17 protein-coding genes and 1 pseudogene are annotated in these 18,955 nt (G+C 74.0%); 16 read left to right on the forward strand and 2 right to left on the reverse strand.

All coding sequences use genetic code 11. From position 1 onward, the window contains the following. Positions 1 to 146: 146 nt before the first annotated feature. From ACZ56B_RS29040 to ACZ56B_RS29090, 11 genes are all read left to right on the forward strand, one after another. A complete protein-coding gene (locus tag ACZ56B_RS29040) occupies positions 147 to 1,796 on the forward strand; it encodes a CTP synthase (RefSeq protein ID WP_468796803.1) in 1,650 nt (549 codons plus the stop codon). Positions 1,797 to 1,904: 108 nt separating this feature from the next. Next, positions 1,905 to 2,531 (forward strand): NUDIX domain-containing protein, encoded by a 627-nt coding sequence (locus ACZ56B_RS29045; RefSeq protein ID WP_468796806.1) that lies wholly within the window; start codon positions 1,905 to 1,907, stop codon positions 2,529 to 2,531. A gap of 188 nt (positions 2,532 to 2,719) precedes the next feature. After that, positions 2,720 to 4,777, forward strand: coding sequence for a tetratricopeptide repeat protein (locus ACZ56B_RS29050; RefSeq protein ID WP_468796809.1), 2,058 nt, complete (start codon positions 2,720 to 2,722; stop codon positions 4,775 to 4,777). 137 nt (positions 4,778 to 4,914) lie between these two features. After that, positions 4,915 to 6,039 (forward strand): alanine dehydrogenase, encoded by a 1,125-nt coding sequence (gene ald, locus ACZ56B_RS29055; RefSeq protein WP_468796812.1) that lies wholly within the window; start codon positions 4,915 to 4,917, stop codon positions 6,037 to 6,039. A gap of 556 nt (positions 6,040 to 6,595) precedes the next feature. Further along, positions 6,596 to 7,612 carry a ParA family protein gene (locus tag ACZ56B_RS29060; RefSeq protein ID WP_468796815.1) on the forward strand — a complete coding sequence of 339 codons (1,017 nt, stop codon included), beginning with the start codon at positions 6,596 to 6,598 and terminating at the stop codon, positions 7,610 to 7,612. Further along, the gene (locus ACZ56B_RS29065) at positions 7,609 to 8,154 is read left to right on the forward strand and encodes a hypothetical protein (RefSeq protein ID WP_468796857.1); all 546 of its coding nucleotides are present in this window, start codon (positions 7,609 to 7,611) and stop codon (positions 8,152 to 8,154) included. Before ACZ56B_RS29060 ends, ACZ56B_RS29065 begins: the two co-directional genes overlap by 4 nt. 18 nt (positions 8,155 to 8,172) lie before the next feature. After that, entirely contained in the window at positions 8,173 to 9,348 is a 1,176-nt protein-coding gene (locus tag ACZ56B_RS29070) for a segregation and condensation protein A (RefSeq protein WP_468796818.1), read from the forward strand. Further along, positions 9,345 to 10,025, forward strand: a complete 681-nt coding sequence (scpB, locus tag ACZ56B_RS29075; RefSeq protein ID WP_468796821.1) for an SMC-Scp complex subunit ScpB — start codon at positions 9,345 to 9,347, stop codon at positions 10,023 to 10,025. The genes ACZ56B_RS29070 and scpB overlap by 4 nt, the downstream gene beginning before the upstream one ends. Continuing rightward, positions 10,025 to 11,068 carry a pseudouridine synthase gene (locus ACZ56B_RS29080; protein ID WP_468796824.1) on the forward strand — a complete coding sequence of 348 codons (1,044 nt, stop codon included), beginning with the start codon at positions 10,025 to 10,027 and terminating at the stop codon, positions 11,066 to 11,068. Before scpB ends, ACZ56B_RS29080 begins: the two co-directional genes overlap by 1 nt. A 73-nt stretch (positions 11,069 to 11,141) precedes the next feature. Further along, complete coding sequence (locus tag ACZ56B_RS29085) at positions 11,142 to 11,870, forward strand: NUDIX hydrolase (RefSeq protein ID WP_468796827.1); 729 nt, start codon at positions 11,142 to 11,144, stop codon at positions 11,868 to 11,870. Beyond that, the gene (locus ACZ56B_RS29090; RefSeq protein ID WP_468796830.1) at positions 11,867 to 12,889 is read left to right on the forward strand and encodes an ADP-ribosylglycohydrolase family protein; all 1,023 of its coding nucleotides are present in this window, start codon (positions 11,867 to 11,869) and stop codon (positions 12,887 to 12,889) included. The genes ACZ56B_RS29085 and ACZ56B_RS29090 overlap by 4 nt, the downstream gene beginning before the upstream one ends. On the opposite strand, the pseudogene ACZ56B_RS29095 reads toward ACZ56B_RS29090, so the two are convergent. Further along, a pseudogene (locus ACZ56B_RS29095) lies at positions 12,881 to 13,611 on the reverse strand (nucleotidyltransferase domain-containing protein); the annotation flags it as partial. The gene ACZ56B_RS29090 and the pseudogene ACZ56B_RS29095 sit on opposite strands and share 9 nt — an antisense overlap. A gap of 22 nt (positions 13,612 to 13,633) precedes the next feature. After that, entirely contained in the window at positions 13,634 to 14,080 is a 447-nt protein-coding gene (locus tag ACZ56B_RS29100; protein ID WP_468796833.1) for a Rieske (2Fe-2S) protein, read from the reverse strand. Positions 14,081 to 14,346: 266 nt separating this feature from the next. Between ACZ56B_RS29100 and ACZ56B_RS29105 the strand changes: the two genes are divergently transcribed. From ACZ56B_RS29105 to der, 5 genes are all read left to right on the forward strand, one after another. After that, positions 14,347 to 14,709 carry a chorismate mutase gene (locus tag ACZ56B_RS29105; protein ID WP_468796836.1) on the forward strand — a complete coding sequence of 121 codons (363 nt, stop codon included), beginning with the start codon at positions 14,347 to 14,349 and terminating at the stop codon, positions 14,707 to 14,709. Beyond that, positions 14,706 to 15,791: a prephenate dehydrogenase gene (locus ACZ56B_RS29110; protein ID WP_468796839.1), complete on the forward strand. Its 1,086-nt coding sequence runs from the start codon at positions 14,706 to 14,708 to the stop codon at positions 15,789 to 15,791. Before ACZ56B_RS29105 ends, ACZ56B_RS29110 begins: the two co-directional genes overlap by 4 nt. 156 nt (positions 15,792 to 15,947) lie before the next feature. Beyond that, positions 15,948 to 16,610, forward strand: coding sequence for a (d)CMP kinase (gene cmk, locus ACZ56B_RS29115; protein WP_468796842.1), 663 nt, complete (start codon positions 15,948 to 15,950; stop codon positions 16,608 to 16,610). Further along, the gene (locus ACZ56B_RS29120; RefSeq protein ID WP_468796845.1) at positions 16,607 to 17,254 is read left to right on the forward strand and encodes a lysophospholipid acyltransferase family protein; all 648 of its coding nucleotides are present in this window, start codon (positions 16,607 to 16,609) and stop codon (positions 17,252 to 17,254) included. The genes cmk and ACZ56B_RS29120 overlap by 4 nt, the downstream gene beginning before the upstream one ends. Before the next feature lie 108 nt (positions 17,255 to 17,362). Next, positions 17,363 to 18,853, forward strand: coding sequence for a ribosome biogenesis GTPase Der (gene der, locus ACZ56B_RS29125; RefSeq protein WP_468796848.1), 1,491 nt, complete (start codon positions 17,363 to 17,365; stop codon positions 18,851 to 18,853). Positions 18,854 to 18,955: the final 102 nt, after the last annotated feature.

Consider the following 18,955-nt stretch of genomic DNA (forward strand, 5'->3'; position numbering starts at 1 on the left):
GTGCGCGGTGCGTGCGCGGCGCGTTCGTGGTGCGTGCGCGGGCACCGTCGCGTCGCGGCGCTGATACGCTGGTAGCCCGTGGACCGGTGGGCGAGAAACCCCGGAACCGCATCCCAGACCGCGACCACGGGAGCCCCCTCTTGGCCATGCCGCCCAAATCTTCGACGACCAAGCACATCTTCGTCACCGGGGGTGTCGCTTCCTCTCTCGGCAAGGGCCTGACGGCCTCCAGCCTCGGCATGCTGCTCAAGGCCCGGGGTCTGCGCGTCGTGATGCAGAAGCTCGACCCGTACCTGAACGTGGACCCGGGCACGATGAACCCCTTCCAGCACGGTGAGGTGTTCGTCACCAACGACGGTGCCGAGACCGACCTGGACATCGGCCACTACGAGCGCTTCCTCGACCGCGACCTGGACGGCTCCGCCAACGTCACCACGGGCCAGGTCTACTCCACCGTGATCGCCAAGGAGCGGCGCGGCGAGTACCTGGGCGACACCGTGCAGGTCATCCCGCACATCACCAACGAGATCAAGCACCGCATCCGCCGCATGGCGACGGACGAGGTGGACGTCGTGATCACCGAGGTCGGCGGCACGGTCGGCGACATCGAGTCGCTGCCGTTCCTGGAGACCGTCCGCCAGGTGCGGCACGAGGTCGGCCGGGACAACGTCTTCGTGGTGCACATCTCCCTCCTGCCCTACATCGGCCCCTCGGGCGAGCTGAAGACGAAGCCGACCCAGCACTCGGTCGCGGCCCTGCGCAACATCGGCATCCAGCCGGACGCGATCGTGCTGCGCTGCGACCGCGAGGTGCCGACCGCGATCAAGCGCAAGATCTCGCTGATGTGCGACGTGGACGAGGACGCCGTGGTCGCCTGTCCCGACGCCCGTTCGATCTACGACATCCCGAAGGTCGTGCACGCCGAGGGCCTGGACGCCTACGTGGTCCGCAAGCTGGACCTGGCCTTCCGCGACGTGGACTGGACGACCTGGGACGACCTGCTCGACCGCGTCCACAATCCCGACCACGAGATCACCCTCGCCCTGGTCGGCAAGTACATCGACCTGCCCGACGCCTACCTCTCGGTCACCGAGGCGCTGCGCGCGGGCGGTTTCGCCAACCGGGCCCGCGTGAAGATCAAGTGGGTCACCTCCGACGACTGCAAGACCCCGGCCGGCGCCCAGGCGCAGCTCGGCGACGTGGACGCCGTCTGCATCCCCGGCGGCTTCGGCGACCGCGGGGTGCTCGGCAAGGTCGGCGCCATCCGCTACGCCCGCGAGAACCGGATCCCGCTGCTGGGCCTGTGCCTGGGCCTGCAGTGCATCGTGATCGAGGCCGCGCGCAACCTGGCGGACATCTCCGACGCCAACTCCACCGAGTTCGACCCGGCCACCGCCCACCCGGTCATCTCCACCATGGCCGAGCAGATGGACATCGTCGCCGGTGAGGGCGACATGGGCGGCACCATGCGGCTCGGGATGTACCCGGCGAAGCTGGCCGAGGGCTCGATCGTGCGGGAGGTGTACGACGGCAAGGAGTACGTCGAGGAGCGCCACCGCCACCGCTACGAGGTGAACAACGCCTACCGCGCGGAGCTGGAGAAGAAGGCGGGCATCGTCTTCTCCGGCACCTCCCCGGACGGCAAGCTCGTGGAGTACGTCGAGTACCCGCGCGAGGTCCACCCGTACCTGGTCGCCACCCAGGCGCACCCGGAGCTGCGCTCGCGCCCGACCCGTCCGCACCCGCTCTTCGCGGGTCTGGTGAAGGCCGCCGTCGAGCGGAAGATCGCGAAGTAGCACACCGGTTGTACGGTGGCCGGGGTGCGGACCTTCGACCGGTCCGCGCCCCGGCTGCTCCCTCACGCAGCGCACGCGCACGAACGCCGCACGTTCGGAAGGACAGGCATGACGATCAAGGACACCCCGGAGGAGTGGGAGGTCCGGGCGACCGCGACCCCCTTCGTGGGGCACAAGACCTCCGTCCGCACCGACGACGTGGTCATGCCCGACGGGGCCGTGGCCCACCGCGACTACCAGGTCCACCCCGGGTCCGTGGCCGTCCTCGCCCTCGACGACGCCGACCGCGTCCTGGTGCTGCGCCAGTACCGCCACCCGGTGCGCCACAAGCTGTGGGAGATCCCGGCCGGCCTGCTGGACGTCCCCGGCGAGAACCCGCTGCACGCCGCCCAGCGCGAGCTGTACGAGGAGGCGCACGTCAAGGCCGAGGACTGGCGGGTGCTGGCCGACGTGTACACCACCCCCGGCGGCTGCGACGAGGCCGTACGGATCTTCCTCGCCCGGGGCCTGTCCGCGGCGGAGGGCGAGCGCTTCGCGGCCGAGGCCGAGGAGGCCGACATGGAGCTGGCCCGGGTGTCCGTCGACGAACTGGTGCGCGGGGTGCTGGCCGGCGACCTGCACAACAACTGCCTCGTGGTGGGCGTCCTCTCGCTCGTCGCCGCGCGGGCCGGGGACGGGCTGGACGCGCTGCGCCCGGCCCAGACGCCGTGGCCCGCGCGCCCGTTCGAGGTCTGACGCCGTCCGGACGGTCGCACGCCCATGATGTGACCATCGGCTGATCCGATCAGGGGAGGGGTCCGCGGCGCTCCGCCGGGAAGGGGGCGGAGCCTGAACTAGGCTCTTCGCGAGTGAGCCGAGAAGCACGCGCGACGCCCTCCGCACCGGGGCGGGCCCGCGCGTGCGGTGGGACGGGAGCGTGGCCCGTGACGGATCAGGTGGTGGACCCGGGCAGGGTGCGGCTCTCCCGGGACACAGCCGTGGAGGGCCGGTTCCTGGGCCGCGCCAGGGAGCTGAAGGAGCTGTGCGCCGACATCGAGCGCGCGGGACTGGACACCCTCTCGGGCCGCAAGGCGCCCCGCGCGCGCGTGCTGCTCATCGCCGGCCGTCCGGGCTCCGGCCGGACGGCCCTCGCCGGGGAACTCGCGCGCCGGGTCGCCGATCGCTACCCCGACGGGATGCTGCGCGCCCGCCTGACCGAACCCGACGGCACGCGCGTGCCCGTCGGGCGCGCCGCGCGCGCGTTGCTCGACGCGCTGGAGGTGCCCGCCCCCGCGGGCGCCCCGGAGGACGACCTCACCGAGGCGCTGCGCACCGCCCTCGCCGACCGCCGGGCGCTGCTCCTGCTCGACGACGCGGCCGACGCCGAGCAGGTCGACGCGCTGCTGCCGGACAACCCGGACTGCCTGGCCGTCGCCGTCTCCTCGGGACCGCTGACCGGTATCGCGGACGTCCGGCCCTGCACGCTCGGCGGCCTCGACACCAGGTCCGCGGTGCGGCTGCTGTCCCGGGCCGCCGGGGCGGTCCGCGTCACCGTCGACCCCCGGGCCGCCGAGAAGCTCGCGGAGCAGTGCGAGGGCGAGCCGGCCGCCCTGGTGCTGGCCGGGGGCTGGCTCGCCGCCCGGCCCAAGGCCGCCGTCGCCGACCTCGCCCGGCAGCTGCAGGCGGAGACCGGCCGGGGCACCGTGATCGGCCGCGTCCTCCGGTTCGTGCACGCCTCGCTGCCGACGCCCGCCGCCCGGACCCTGCGCCTGCTCAGCCTCGCCCCGGCCGGCCTGGTCGACCCGCACACGGCCTCCGCGCTCGCCGGCTGCTCGGTGGACGCCGCCCGCGGCGCCCTGGACGACTTCGTCGCCCACGGCCTGCTGCACGCGGTGGCCTCGCCGCTGCCGCAGTACGAGGTGCCCGGCTGTCTGCACCCCCTGCTGCGCGACCTCGCCGAGACCCATGAGCGCCCCGCCGAGCTCCAGCTGGCCCGCGCCCGCATGCTGGAGCGGACCGTACGGCTGCTCCAGTCGTGCAGGGCGGTCACGGAGACCGACAGCCCCCTGGCGCGCGAGAGGCTTCTCGGCATGCCGCGCTCCCTGCGCTTCGCCGGCCCCCGGGCCGCCGCCGACTGGCTGCGCCTGAGCAGGCCCGCCCTGCTGGCCGCCGCCCGGCTCGCGGTCGCCGACGGGGAGCTGGACACCCTGGCCCGGCGGCTGCTGTCCCAGCTGGTGCGGGCCGTGGTGGCGCACGTCGGCGCCCGGGCGGCCGCGAGCGACCTCTACGCCCTGCACGGCCTGGTCCTGGACGTCGCCGAGCGCCGCCGGCTGCCCCGCGAGCAGGCGGCGGCCCTGCTGAACCTCGGCGACCTCGACGCCCGCGCCGGCCGCACGGCCGACGCCCTGGCGCGCTACCGGGCCGCGCTGGACGCGGGGCGTGCGGCGCGCGACCCGTACGCGACCGGCCGCGCGATGGAATCCGTGGGCGGCGCGCACCTGGAACTCGGGGACCACGACCGGGCCGCCGACTGGTTCGGCCGGGCCCTGACCGAGCGGCTCGCCCGGGACGAACGCGCGGACGCGGCCCGGCTCTACGGCCGGATCGGCACCGCCCACACCCGCGCCGGCCGCTACGACGAGGCGCTGCGCAACTGGCGCGCGGCCGTCGCCGGGTACCGCAGGGACGGGGACGCGGCCGCACAGGCGCGGGCGCTCGGCGAGCTGGCCCGCGTGCAGGAGTACGCGGGCCGGCCGGAGGAGGCGCTGCGCACCTGCCAGGAGGCCGTGGAGCGGGCGCGTCAGGCCGAGGACGCCCGGTTGCGGGCGGCGCTGCACCTGCGGCTGGCCGACTCCTTCGAGCGGCTCGGCGACCCCGCGTCGGCCGCGCTGCACCGCGGCACGGCCGGACACCTGCTGGGCGAGGAGGTTCCGGAGGGCGGCTCCGAGCGGGACCAAGGGGATGACACCTGCGAAATCCGCAGCACATCCGCTGAAGATTGATGCAATGAAAGGCTAGACAGCGGGAATACCTTCCTTAGACTGGCTCTGCCGCACCATCTTCTGCGGTTTCCCCCGGTGTGCCCGTGTGTGCCCGGGTACGCGTATACAAGACACCCGTATCCCCTGAGCCAAGGACCGTGATCGACGTGAAGGTCGGCATCCCCCGCGAGGTCAAGAACAACGAGTTCCGGGTGGCCATCACCCCCGCCGGCGTGCACGAGCTGGTGCGCCACGGTCACCAGGTCGTCATCGAACGCGGGGCCGGCGTCGGCTCCTCGATCCCGGACGGCGAGTACGTCGCCGCGGGCGGGCAGATCCTGGACACCGCCGACGAGGTGTGGGCCGCCGCCGACCTGCTGCTGAAGGTCAAGGAGCCGGTCGCGGAGGAGTACCACCGCCTGCGCAAGGACCAGACGCTCTTCACCTACCTGCACCTGGCCGCCTCCAAGGAGTGCACGGACGCCCTCCTCCAGGCCGGTACCACCGCGATCGCCTACGAGACCGTCGAGCTGCCCAACCGCGCGCTGCCGCTGCTGGCCCCCATGTCGGAGGTCGCGGGCCGGCTGTCCGCGCAGGTCGGCGCCTACCACCTGATGCGGGCCCACGGCGGTCGCGGGGTGCTGCCCGGCGGTGTCCCCGGTGTGCTGGCCGGCCGGGCCGTCGTCATCGGCGGCGGCGTCTCCGGCTGGAACGCCGCGCAGATCGCCATAGGCCTGGGCTTCCACGTGACCCTGCTGGACAAGGACATCAACAAGCTCAAGGAGGCCGACAGGATCTTCGGCACGAAGATCCAGACCGTCGTCTCCAACGCCTTCGAGCTGGAGAAGGCCTGCCTGGAGGCCGACCTCGTGATCGGCGCGGTGCTGGTCCCCGGCGCCAAGGCGCCGAAGCTGGTCAGCAACGACCTCGTCGCGCGGATGAAGCCCGGAAGTGTCCTTGTCGACATCGCGATCGACCAGGGCGGCTGCTTCGAGGACTCCCGCCCGACCACGCACGCCGAGCCGACCTTCAAGGTCCACGAGTCGGTCTTCTACTGCGTCGCCAACATGCCGGGCGCGGTGCCCAACACCTCCACCTACGCGCTCACCAACGCCACGCTGCCGTACATCGTCGAACTCGCCGACCGCGGCTGGGCCGAGGCGCTGCGCCGCGACCCGGCGCTCGCCAAGGGGCTCAACACGCATGACGGCAAGGTCGTTTACCGGGAGGTCGCCGAAGCGCACGGCCTCGAGCACGTGGAACTCGCCTCGCTGATCGGCTGAGTCGCCCAGGAGGCAAGTCGACCGGCTCACCGGCCGGCGAGGGCGGCGCCCCCGCCGTCTTCGCTCCGCCCGGCCGGAGGGACCCCCGCACCGCCCGTCAACACCGCATACCCGGCCGGACCTTGCCCGACAAGGTCCGGCCGGGTGTGTGTATGGTCACTCCCGGCCCCGGCACAACTCACCTCGAACGTCACGCTTCCACCGATTCGCACACCGGTGAAACCTGCCGTACGACGGCCGTACGTCCTTGACAGAGGGAGGTTTCATTGCCGACACATCGGGCCGGGTCCGGTGGATTGTGTTGCTGCGGACCGCCGACACGCCATAGAGTCGCCAACCGTCGGCATGGTGCCACGCTGACCTGTCTAGAAGTTTCCTGGTCACCAAGGAGGTAAGACGACTTGTGAATGAGTCGACATTTACTCCCGGGGGTGGTCAACCAGGAACGCCTGCCCGGGGCCAGGAACCCGCGGGGTTCGCTCCTGTCGGCTCCGTCGCTGTGCGCACCTTCGCAGCCCACCAGAGTCAGCAGGCGACTCGCACTGCACACCGAAGCATGGATGGCCATCACGTGAACGCCATGGCCGGCGACGGAAGTGGCGCGCCCCACAACCATTTCGCCGATTACGACGAACTGCCCGAGGGGCATTTCTACGACCCCGACGCCGAGTACGAGCCCGACCCGGAGTACGCGGCCACCCTCGCGCCCGACGCGGCGCGCCAGCGCCGCGAGCGCATCGGCCCGACCGGACGCCCGCTGCCGTACTTCCCGATCCCGGGCCCGCTGACCGACCACGGCCCCGCGAAGATCATCGCGATGTGCAACCAGAAGGGCGGCGTGGGCAAGACGACGTCGACCATCAACCTGGGTGCCGCGCTCGCGGAGTACGGACGCCGGGTGCTGCTCGTGGACTTCGACCCGCAGGGCGCGCTGTCGGTCGGTCTCGGCGTCAACCCGATGGAACTCGACCTCACCGTCTACAACCTGCTCATGGAGCGGGGGATGGCGGCCGACGAGGTACTGCTGAAGACGGCGGTCCCCAACATGGACCTGCTGCCCAGCAACATCGACCTGTCGGCGGCCGAGGTCCAGCTGGTGAGCGAGGTGGCGCGCGAGTCCACGCTCCAGCGCGCGCTGAAGCCGCTCCTGGACGACTACGACTTCATCGTCATCGACTGCCAGCCCTCGCTCGGCCTGCTCACGGTCAACGCGCTGACGGCCGCCCACAAGGTGATCGTGCCGCTGGAGTGCGAGTTCTTCGCGCTGCGCGGTGTGGCCCTGCTGACCGAGACCATCGAGAAGGTCCAGGAGCGGCTCAACCCCGACCTGGAGCTCGACGGCATCCTCGCCACGATGTACGACTCGCGCACGGTGCACAGCCGCGAGGTGCTCGCGCGCGTGGTCGAGGCGTTCGACGACCACGTCTACCACACGGTCATCGGGCGTACGGTCCGCTTCCCGGAGACCACGGTCGCCGGTGAGCCGATCACCACCTACGCCTCCAACTCCGTCGGTGCCGCCGCCTACCGCCAGCTCGCCAGGGAGGTGCTCGCCCGGTGTCACGCCGAGTGAGTCTGCCCGGGGCCGACGAACTCTTCCGTACGACAGGGGGAATGGCGCTCCAGGCGTCCACGCCCCGGCGCCAGGCAGGCGGCGACGCCCGCGTCCCCGCCCCCGCCGGGGAGGTCGACGCGGCGGCCCAGGAGGACGCGCCGCAGTCGGTGCCCGCCCAGGGCGGCGACGGCGGGGGCGCGGAGCACGTCGCCGCGGACGCGGGGCCGGCCGAGGCCGGGGAGTCCCGCAGCCGCACCGCGACGGGCTCCGGGCGGCGCCAGGCGGCGCAGGAGGGAACCGCCGCGGCTCTCCCGCGCAAGCGCGCGAGAACGGCGGCACGCCGCCCCAGCGGCCGCGAGCGGCACGACGAGAAGATCACCGTGTACGTCTCCGCCGAGGAGCTCATGGACCTCGAGCACGCGCGCCTGGTGCTGCGCGGCGAGCACGGACTGGCCGTGGACCGCGGCCGGATCGTCCGCGAGGCGGTCGCCGTGGTCCTCGCCGACCTGGAGACCCGCGGAGAGGCGAGCATCCTCGTGCGACGGCTCCGCGGACGGTAGCGGTAGCCTGCGGGGGACATGACCTCGAACGCCCCCTTCGTCCCCGCCCCCGGCAGCCGGCCGAACCGCCGGCGTGCGCTGGGGCGGGGCCCGGGAGCGCCGCCGCCCGCGTCCCCGCCGGACGACCCGGCGAGGGCACCGCGGGACGGGACCGGGGAGAGGACGGCCGCCGGGACCCCCGCGCGGGTCCCCCCACCGGTCGAGCCGCCCCCACCGGTCGAGCCGCCCCCGGCGGCCGAGGCCGCCGGGGGCGGAGCGTCACGGCAGGGGACCGCGGAGGCCGGGCCCGGGAGGCCGCCCGCGCAGGGCGCGGAGCCCCCCGCTCCCCCCGGGGCGGAGCCCCCGGCCGGTGCGGTCGCCGGCGACAAGGGCGAGGACGAGGGCGACGGCCGGTTCAAGGTGCGGCTGGCGAACTTCGAGGGGCCCTTCGACCTGCTCCTCCAGCTGATCGCCAAGCACAAGCTGGACGTCACCGAGGTCGCCCTGTCCAGGGTGACCGACGAGTTCATGGCGCACATCCGGGCGATGGGGGCGGACTGGGACCTGGACGAGACGACCGAGTTCCTGGTCGTGGCGGCCACGCTGCTCGACCTCAAGGCGGCGCGGCTGCTGCCCGCCGCCGAGGTGGAGGACGAGGCCGACCTCGCCCTGCTGGAGGCCCGGGACCTGCTGTTCGCCCGGCTGCTGCAGTACCGCGCGTACAAGCGGATCGCGGAGATCTTCAGCCGGCGGCTCGAGGACGAGGCCCTGCGCCACCCCCGTACCGTCGGGCTCGAGCCGCACCACGCCGAGCTGCTGCCCGAGGTCGTCATCAGGGTCGGCCCCGAGGGGTTCGCCCGGCTCGCCGTCAAGGCGATGCAGCCCAGGCCCAGGCCGCAGGTGTACGTGGACCACATCCACGCGCCGCTGGTCAGCGTGCAGGAGCAGGCCGGGATCGTGGTCGCGCGGCTGCGGGAGCTGGGCGAGGCCGGCTTCCGCGTGCTCGTCGAGGACGCCGGGGACACGCTGACCGTCGTGGCCCGGTTCCTCGCGCTGCTGGAGCTGTACCGCGAGAAGGCCGTCGCCCTCGACCAGGAGACCGCGCTCGGCGAGCTGACCGTGCGCTGGACCGGCGGGGACGGCGATGCCGCACCGGCGGTCACCGACGAGTTCGACCGGCCGCCCGGGCCGACCGAGGAGGAGAGGAAGGCATGAGCGAGGAGACGACCGGCAGCGGGGCCCCCGCGGGGCCGCGCACCGTCGCGGACCTCGACCTCAAGCCCGCCCTGGAGGCCGTCCTCATGGTGGTGGACGAGCCCGTGACCGAGGAGCGGCTGGCGAAGGTGGTGCAGCGGCCGGTGCGGCGGATCGCGGACGCGCTGCGGGAACTGGCCGGCGAGTACACCGCCCAGGGACGCGGTTTCGAGCTGCGGTTCGTCGCGGGCGGCTGGCGCTTCTACACCCGGCCCGAGTACGCCGCCGCCGTGGAGGGGTTCGTCCTGGACGGGCAGCAGGCCCGGCTCACCCAGGCCGCCCTGGAGACCCTCGCCGTGGTCGCCTACCGCCAGCCGGTCAGCCGCAGCCGGGTCTCCGCGGTGCGCGGGGTGAACTGCGACGGCGTGATGCGCACCCTCCTGCAGCGCGGTCTGGTCGAGGAGGCGGGCACGGAACCCGAAACAGGTGCGATCCTGTACACGACGACGAACCACTTCCTGGAACGGATGGGCCTGCGCGGTCTGGACGAGCTCCCGGAGCTCGCGCCCTTCCTCCCGGAGGCGGAGGCGATCGAGGCCGAGACCCAGGAAGGCGTGCCGTCGTTCGACCCGGACGCCCCGGACCCGGACGACGGCACCACGACGAACGTGCCGATAACGACAACGACGGAACTTTGATGCGAAGCAGCGGCAGCGGAAAGAGCGGCGGGCGCGGTAACTACCGCGGCGCCGGCAACAACAGGGACCAGAAGCGGGGGCAGGGCCGCCCCGGCAAGCCCCGCCCCGAGGAGCGCCGCTACGACGTCGGCCCCGGAGCCGCCAAGGACGGCCCGAAGGCCGGACGCGGCGGGGCCAAGCCGTCCGGGCAGAAGGGCGGCCGGGGCCGCACCGCCCCGGCGCGCTCGCGCGAGTACGAGGCGCGGATCGAGGAGCGCAACCGCGAGCGGTACGCGGGCCGGAAGGACGTGAAGCTCCCGAAGACCTTCCCGGGCGCCGAGCAGGAGGGCGAGCGGCTGCAGAAGGTCCTGGCGCGCGCGGGCTACGGCTCCCGGCGCGCCTGCGAGGAGCTGATCGAGCAGGCGCGGGTCGAGGTCAACGGCGAGATCGTGCTGGAGCAGGGCCGCCGGGTGGACCCGGAGAAGGACGAGGTCAAGGTCGACGGCCTGACCGTCGCCACCCAGTCCTACCAGTTCTTCTCGCTGAACAAGCCCGCCGGTGTCGTCTCGACGATGGAGGACCCCGAGGGCCGGCAGTGCCTCGGCGACTACGTCACCAACCGTGAGACCCGGCTCTTCCACGTCGGCCGGCTCGACACCGAGACCGAGGGCGTCATCCTGCTCACCAACCACGGCGAGCTGGCGCACCGGCTGACCCACCCCAGGTACGGGGTGAGGAAGACCTACCTCGCGCACATCGTCGGCCCCATCCCGCGCGACCTGGGCAAGCGGCTCAAGGACGGCATCCAGCTGGAGGACGGCTACGCGCGCGCGGACCACTTCCGGGTCGTGGAGCAGACCGGCAGGAACTACCTCGTCGAGGTGACCCTGCACGAGGGCCGCAAGCACATCGTGCGCCGCATGCTCGCGGAGGCCGGGTTCCCGGTCGACAAGCTGGTGCGCACCGCCTTCGGGCCGATCACCCTGGGCGACCAGAAGTCGGGCTGGCTGCGCCGGCTGTCCAACACCGAGGTCGGGATGCTGATGCAGGAGGTCGACCTCTGACCCGGCCCCCGGCGTCCCGGGCCTTGTGAACGACCCCCACCCCCTTTTATAGTCGCCGTGACCATAAAAGGGGGTGGGGGTCGTGGACGGTTACGACAAGTACGCCCACGAGCCGTTCGCCGTCACCGTCGACCTCGCCGTGTTCACCGTCCGCGAGGGCGCGCTGCACGTGCTGCTCGTCGAGCGCGGCGAGGAGCCGTACGCCGGCCGGTGGGCGCTGCCGGGCGGGTTCGTCCGGCCGGACGAGTCCGCGGAGACGGCCGCGCGGCGCGAACTCGGCGAGGAGACCGGACTGACGGACGTGTCCGGACCGCACCTGGAGCAGCTGCGGACCTACAGCGAGCCCGGCCGCGACCCCCGGATGCGGGTCGTGTCGGTCGCGTTCGCCGCGCTGCTGCCCGACGCCCCCGAGGCGCACGGCGGCAGCGACGCGGCACAGGCCCGCTGGACGCCGTACGACTCCGCGCGGGAACTCGCCTTCGACCACGACCGGATCCTGGCCGACGCCCGAAGCCGCGTCGGCGCCAAGCTCGAGTACACCTGCCTCGCCACCGCCTTCTGCCCGCCCGAGTTCACCCTGGGCGAGCTGCAGCAGGTCTACGAGACCGTCTGGGGCACCGCCCTCGACCGCCCCAACTTCCGGCGCAAGGTACTCGCCACCCCGGGCTTCGTCGAAGCCGTCCCCGGCGCCGCGCGCCTCACCGGCGGCCGGGGCAAACCCGCCGCCCTCTACCGCGCGGGCACCGCCACCGCCCTGCACCCGCCGCTGCTCCGGCCCGCCCCGGAAGGACGCCCCGCATGACCGCCCCCACCCTCACCAAGCGCGCCGCCACGGGAGCGCTCACCGGACTCGCCCTCGGGGACGCGCTGGGCTTCCCGACCGAGTTCGACGACGTCCCGTCGATCCTCGCCCAGCGCGGTCCCTGGCGGGAGGCGGACCTGCCGAGGCCCGCGATCGTCACCGACGACACCCAGATGACCCTCGCGCTCGGGCGGGGGCTGCGCACGGCCATGGACCGCGGGCCGCTCACCCCCGAGCGGCTGGAGCGACCGGTGCGCGAGCAGTTCGTGGAGTGGTACCGCTCGCCCGAGAACGACCGCGCCCCCGGCAACACCTGCCTGAAGGCCTGTCACCTGCTGGCCCGCGAGGACCGGCCCTGGCAGGACGCCTCCCAGGTCGGCTCCAAGGGCTGCGGCGCCAACATGCGCGTCGCCCCCGTCGGCCTGGTCCCCGGCCTCACCGACGAACAGCGCGCGGGAGCCGCCCAGTTGCAGTCGGCCCTCACCCACGGCCACCCCACCGCCCTCGCCGCCTCCGACCTCACCGCGCACGCGGTGCGGCTGCTCGCCGAGGGCGCCGAACCGACCGGCCTGATCGGACGGCTGCGCTCCTACGCCTACGACAACCGCACCCGGTACCACGCGTCCTGGCTCGGCGACCTGTGGACCCGCGCCCAGGACCCCACCCCCGAGCACTTCATCGCCCGGGGCTGGGACGAGTGCCTGGAGATCCTGGGCCGCCTCCAGGGCGCCGTGCGCACCGTCTCGCCGGAGACCGACCCGTGCCTGGCCACCGGGGAGGGCTGGATCGCCGAGGAGGCCCTGGCGACCGGCCTGCTCTGCTTCCTGCTCTTCGTCGACGAACCCCTCGCCGCCCTGCGCCGCGCCGCCTGCACCTCCGGCGACTCCGACTCGATCGCCTGCCTCACGGGGGCCTTCGGGGGCGCGCACCTGGGCGCGGACGCCTGGCCGTCCGAGTGGGCGGACCGCGTCGAGTACCGGGGCGAGCTGCGGGAGCTGGGAGCGCTCTGGGACGCCTGAGCCGTGGCCGGCGCCCCGCGCGACGTCGTCGTACGGGTCCGGCCGGAGGGCCGCGGAGCGACGGGTCCGGGCCAGGAAGTCCTCCACCCGCCGGCGGTCCGGCTCCGCGGGGAGCGGGGTGCGGCGGGCGGCCTCCTCGGCCTCCCGCTCCAGGCGGGTCATCCGCGCCTCGACCTCGGACCGGGCGACCCCGCCCCGCTTGACCGCGAGCAGCGGCTCGCGCCGCTCGCCCACGTCGACCGCGAGCGTGCCCGCGCGCAGCGGGTCGCGGGCGCCGGCCGGCAGGCGGAGCAGGCGCATCGCGTGCTTCCGGCGCGGCGCGCCGTGGGCGCGGACGTCGGCGTCCAGCCCGCGGCGCCGGCCGTGGGCGTACCCGACGAACGTCCCGTGGGCCCGGCGGGAGGGGAACGCCCCGCGCAGGGCCGGCGGCTCGCGGCCGGTGTCGTCGGCGTGCTCCACGAGCGGGGAGCACAGGCACTCCGGGATGTCCGGGTCGGCGTCCAGGGCCGGCCCGCAGAAGCGTTCCGGCTCCCAGCCGAACCGCTCCTCGGCCGGCCCTCGACGTGCGTCGGCGGCTTGTCGAAGCGCCGGAACAGGACGGTGGGGGCGAGGAACACGCCCCGGCGGCCGGTGTCGCTGTCCTCCGTCGCCAGGCCGAAGGCGCGCGACCCCGTGACGCGGGCGTGGACGGTGTGGTCGCGGACCAGGGGTTCGGGGCGCATGCGCGGGAGCGTGCGCGGCGGATCACATCAGGCGGATCGAATTTCCCTCCACCGTGATCCGCTCCTCGGGCAGCGGCCTGGTCGCGGGGCCGCTCAGGACCGAGCCGTCGGCGACGGCGAACCGGCTGCCGTGGCAGGCGCAGTGGACGGCGCCGTCCGAGACCTCGGCCACGAGGCAGCTCTGGTGCGTGCAGACCGCAGAGAAGGCCCTGAAGTCGCCCTCCCGCGGCTGGGTCACCACCACCTTCTCGTCCCTGAAGACCGTGCCCCCGCCCACCGGGATGTCGCCGGTCGCGGCCAGCTCCCGCCCGGCGGGGGCCTCCGACGCGGCGTCCGACGCGACGGGGCCGGACGCGGCGTCGCCGTCGCCCCCGCCCCCGTCGCTCCCGCCGCAGCCCGCGGCCAGGGCCGCCGCCCCCGTCGCTCCTGCCGCGAGGAGAACCGTGCGTCGCGTCGTGGGATGGGTCATGTCGTCACTCCGAGGAAGACTGCCCGGGGAAGACTCCGGGGGAAGGGGGCGGACTCCGGGGAAGGGGCCGGTACGTCCGGTCCGTGGGGCACGGCCCCTGCATCGTGGCACCGAATGCGCCACAGAAGAAGCAATTCGCGACGAAACACCACCGAACGTGCGCATCGCCCGTCTCAGCGGGCGGGCGCCGCCCGCCGACCGCGCTCTCTCTGGCTAGGCTGGACGACCGAACAGGCGACAGACGCACGTCAGCAAGGAGCACCGTCGTGACGGTACGAGCGGTCCGGGGCGCCGTCCGGCCGGAGCGGGACGAGTCCGGCCACACGCGGGAGCGGGCCGGCACGCCGCCCACCACCGTCCCGGAACACGACGGGCCGGCCCCCGGCGGCCCGGCCGGCATCCGGTCCACGGCCGTCCCCGGCCCGCACGGCTGCTCGCCGGCGGCCGCCGCCCGCGAGCCCGGCCCCGTCGACGTTCCCCCGGTCCGCACCCGGGAGCGGGCCGTCGAGGGCGCCGTGCCCCGCGCCGTCCGCGTCCCGGCGCACTCCAAGTCCGACACGCCCCGTGCCGGCATCGCGCACGTCCGCCCCGGCGCCGCGGCCGCCCTGCGGGGGGACATCGCCCCGTGAGAACAGCACTCGTCCTCGGCACCGGACTCATCGGCACGTCCGCCGCCCTCGCCCTGTCCCGGCGGGGCGTCGTCGTCCACCTCGCCGACCACGATCCGGAGCAGGCCCGCACCGCCGCCGCGCTCGGCGCCGGCACGGACCGGGCCCCCGACGGGCCGGTGGACCTGGCGGTCGTCGCCGCCCCGCCCGCCCACGTGGCCGACGTGCTCGCCGACGCGATGGGGCGCGGCCTGGCCCGCGGCTACCTCGACGTCGCCAGCGTCAAGGGCGGACCGCGCCGCGAGCTGGAGGCCCGCGGCCTCGACCTGTCGTCCTACATCGGCACGCACCCCATGTCCGGCCGGGAGAAGTCCGGCCCGCTGGCCGCCACCGGCGACCTCTTCGAGGGCCGCCCCTGGGTGCTGACCCCCACCCGGGAGACCGACACCGAGGTGCTGAACCTCGCCCTGGAACTGGTCTCGCACTGCCGCGCCGTGCCCGTCGTCATGGACGCGGACGCGCACGACCGCGCCGTGGCCCTCGTCTCCCACATGCCCCACCTGGTGTCCAGCATGGTCGCCGCGCGCCTGGAGCACGCGGAGGAGGCCGCCGTACGGCTGTGCGGGCAGGGCATCCGGGACGTGACCCGGGTCGCCGCCTCCGACCCCCGGATGTGGATCGACATCCTGTCCGCGAACCCCGGGCCGGTCGCCGACCTGCTCACGGACGTCGCCGCCGACCTGGAGGAGACCGTGCGGGCCCTGCGCGCGCTGCAGTCCTCCGACGAGGACAAGCGCCGCGAGGGCACCACGGGGATCGCGGACGTGCTGCGCCGCGGCAACGCCGGCCAGGTCCGCGTCCCCGGCAAGCACGGGTCCGCTCCGCGGGTCTACGAGACGGTGGCGGTGCTCATCGACGACCAGCCGGGGCAGCTGGCCCGCATCTTCGCGGACGCGGGGCGGGCCGGGGTCAACGTCGAGGACGTGCGGATCGAGCACGCGACCGGGCAGCAGGCCGGTCTGGTGCAGCTCATGGTCGAACCCAAGGCGGCACCCGTCCTCACGGCGGCGCTGCGGGAGCGGGGCTGGGCGATCCGGCAGTAGCGGGACCGGGGCGGGGGCGGGCGCTCCGGCAGCGGGCCCGGCCCGGGGATGGGCCGATCGGGGGACGCGCACCCAGTAACCTTGTGCGGGGCGGTCGCGCCCCGTCCCCCCGCCGGCCAGGTCCAGGAAGGTCCCACTGTGGAAAGCGCCACGCCCGTGATTGTCGCCATCGACGGCCCCTCCGGCACGGGCAAGTCGAGCACGTCGAAGGCCGTGGCGGCGCAGCTCGGCCTGAACTACCTGGACACCGGTGCCCAGTACCGGGCGATCACCTGGTGGATGGTGAGCAACGGCATCGACACAGAAGACCCCTCCGCGATCGCCGCCGTGGCCGGCAAGCCGGAGATCGTCTCGGGCACCGACCCCAAGAGCCCGACCATCACGGTCGACGGGGTGGACGTGGCCGGTCCCATCCGCGAGCAGGAGGTCACCTCGAAGGTCAGCGCGGTCAGCGCGGTGCCCGAGGTGCGCGCCCGGATCACCGAGCTGCAGCGCGCGATCGCCTCCTCCGCCGTCACCGGCATCGTCGTCGAGGGCCGCGACATCGGCACCACCGTGCTGCCCGACGCCGACCTGAAGATCTTCCTCACCGCCTCCGCGGAGGCGCGGGCCGCCCGTCGCAGCGGCGAGCTCAAGGGCGCCGACGTCGCCGCCACCCGCGAGGCGCTGATCAAGCGGGACGCGGCCGACTCCAGCCGCAAGACCTCCCCGCTGGCCAAGGCGGACGACGCGGTCGAGGTCGACACCACCGACCTGACGCTGGCGCAGGTCATCGAGTGCGTCGTCACCCTCGTCGAGGAGAAGCGGGCCGGGAAGTGACCGACGTTCCATCGGCGCGGGGCGCCGAGGTCGGGCGGCGCATCGGCGTCGGCCTGATGTACGGCCTGTGGAAGCCGCGGGTGCTGGGCGCCTGGCGGGTGCCCGCGGCCGGTCCGGTGATCCTCGCCGTCAACCACTCCCACAACATCGACGGGCCGATGGTCATGGGCGTGGCGCCCCGGCCGACGCACTTCCTGATCAAGAAGGAGGCGTTCGTCGGCCCGCTCGACCCGTTCCTGACCGGCATCGGCCAGCTGAAGGTGGACCGGCACACCACCGACCGCACGGCGATCTCCCGGGCGCTGGGCGTACTGGAGCACGGCGGCGTCCTCGGCATCTTCCCCGAGGGCACCCGCGGCGAGGGCGACTTCGCCTCGATCCGCGCGGGACTCGCCTACTTCGCCGTGCGCGGCGGTGCGCCGATCGTGCCGGTGGCCGTGCTGGGAAGTTCCGGGCGGCACGGACGGTTGATAAAGGGACTGCCCCCGCTGCGCTCCCGCGTCGACGTCGTCTTCGGCGAGCCCTTCGACGCGGGCGACGGCAGCGGAAGGCGCACCCGCAGGGCGCTGGACGAGGCGACCGGACGCATCCAGAAGCAGCTCGCCGCGCACCTGGAGAACGCCAGGCGGCTGACCGGGCGCTGACCGACGGAAAACGCCGGGCGTCCCACCGGACGCCGGGCGACACTGAGTAGTGGACCGCCCCGGACCGGGCGGCCCACCGACCACCACGATGAACGAGGTACGGACTTCATGAACGACCAGATCCAGCCCGACGGCTCGGACGCGTACGAGGGCGCGCACGGGCACGACCACGGGGCGCTCGGTGACGCCGAGTACGCGGAGTTCATGGAGCTCGCCGCGGAGGAGGGCTTCGACCTCGAGGACGTCGAGGGCGCCATCGAGGCCGCCGGACACGGTCCGCTGCCCGTGCTCGCCGTCGTCGGCCGTCCCAACGTCGGCAAGTCGACCCTGGTGAACCGGATCATCGGCCGCCGCGAGGCCGTCGTCGAGGACAAGCCGGGCGTCACCCGCGACCGCGTCACCTACGAGGCCGAGTGGGCGGGCCGCCGCTTCAAGGTCGTCGACACCGGCGGCTGGGAGCAGGACGTCCTCGGCATCGACGCGTCCGTGGCCGCGCAGGCCGAGTACGCCATCGAGGCCGCCGACGCGGTCGTCTTCGTCGTCGACGCCAAGGTCGGCGCGACCGACACCGACGAGGCCGTGGTCCGGCTGCTGCGCAAGGCCGGCAAGCCGGTCGTGCTGTGCGCCAACAAGGTGGACGGCCCGAGCGGCGAGGCCGACGCCGCCTACCTGTGGTCCCTGGGCCTGGGCGAGCCGCACCCGGTCTCCGCCCTGCACGGCCGCGGTACCGGCGACATGCTGGACCAGGTCCTGGAGGTCCTGCCCGAGGCCCCGGCCCAGACCTTCGGCACCGCCGTCGGCGGCCCGCGCCGCATCGCCCTGATCGGCCGTCCGAACGTCGGCAAGTCCTCGCTGCTGAACAAGGTCGCCGGCGAGGAGCGCGTCGTCGTCAACGAACTCGCCGGCACCACCCGCGACCCGGTCGACGAGATGATCGAACTGGGCGGCACGACCTGGAAGTTCGTCGACACGGCGGGCATCCGCAAGCGGGTCCACCTCCAGCAGGGCGCCGACTACTACGCCTCGCTGCGCACCGCCGCCGCCGTGGAGAAGGCCGAGGTGGCCGTCGTGCTCATCGACGCCTCCGAGACCATCTCGGTGCAGGACCAGCGCATCGTCACCATGGCCGTCGAGGCGGGCCGCGCGCTCGTCCTCGCGTTCAACAAGTGGGACACCCTCGACGAGGAGCGCCGCTACTACCTGGAGCGCGAGATCGAGACCGAGCTCGGCCAGGTGGCGTGGGCGCCCCGGGTGAACGTCTCGGCGCGCACCGGCCGGCACATGGAGAAGCTGGTCCCGGCCATCGAGACGGCCCTGGAGGGCTGGGAGACCCGGGTGCCGACCGGCAGGCTGAACGCCTTCCTCGGTGAACTGGTCGCCGCCCACCCGCACCCCGTGCGGGGCGGCAAGCAGCCGCGCATCCTGTTCGGCACCCAGGCGGGCACCAAGCCGCCGCGGTTCGTGCTGTTCGCCTCCGGCTTCATCGAGGCGGGCTACCGGCGCTTCATCGAGCGCCGGCTGCGCGAGGAGTTCGGCTTCGAGGGGACGCCGATCCACATCTCGGTGCGGGTGCGCGAGAAGCGCGGCAGGAAGAAGTAGCCGAGGACGCGGGGGGGGGGGGGGGGGGGGGGGGGGGGGGGGGGGGGGGGGGGGGGGGGGGGGGGGGGGGGGGGGGGGGGGGGGGGGGGGGGGGGGGGGGGG

It is taken from the genome of Streptomyces sp. NPDC034670 (genome assembly GCF_055574875.1).